Annotated in this window: 1 protein-coding gene; it reads left to right on the forward strand. The window is 39.1% G+C overall.

The window, feature by feature from the left end; translation table 11 throughout:
* Positions 1-527: S-layer homology domain-containing protein (locus ACFSUL_RS21335; protein ID WP_377938387.1), on the forward strand; the 527-nt coding region annotated here is incomplete at both ends.

Here is a 527-nt window from a genome sequence, read left to right on the forward strand (position 1 = left end):
TAGTAGCTACAGGTTCTACGATGAAATAATGTATTTAGCGGATCGCGACATTATCGGTGGTTATAAAAATGGAGATTTTGGTCCAAATGATACTGTCACGCGTGAAGCAGCGGCAGCAATGATTGGAAGAGCTTTAGGATTTAACGAAGAAAGAAAAGATACTATTTTCCCGGATGTTACTGAGAGAAGTTATGCTTCTGGTTACATTGAAGAAGCAGTTAATGAGGGAATTATTTCAGGTTTCCCTGATGGTACGTATCGTCCCAACGCACCTGTTACTAGAGGGCAAATGGCAATATTCTTGGCTAGAGCTTATGATTTAACAGATGAGCAAGAAGTTAGCTTCTCTGATGTATATTCAAGTACAGCTGCTTATCCTTTTATTAAAAGAATATTGGCAGAAGGTATAACCTCAGGTTATCCAGATGGTACGTATCGTCCAGATAACAAATTAACACGTGGTGATTTCTCTGCATTTTTGGCAAGGACATTAGATGAAACTTTTCATGCAGCACCTACTCAACCAA

It is taken from the genome of Bacillus seohaeanensis (assembly GCF_042684945.1).
In the GTDB taxonomy this organism is placed as follows: Bacteria; Bacillota; Bacilli; order Bacillales; family Bacillaceae_B; genus Rossellomorea; species Rossellomorea seohaeanensis.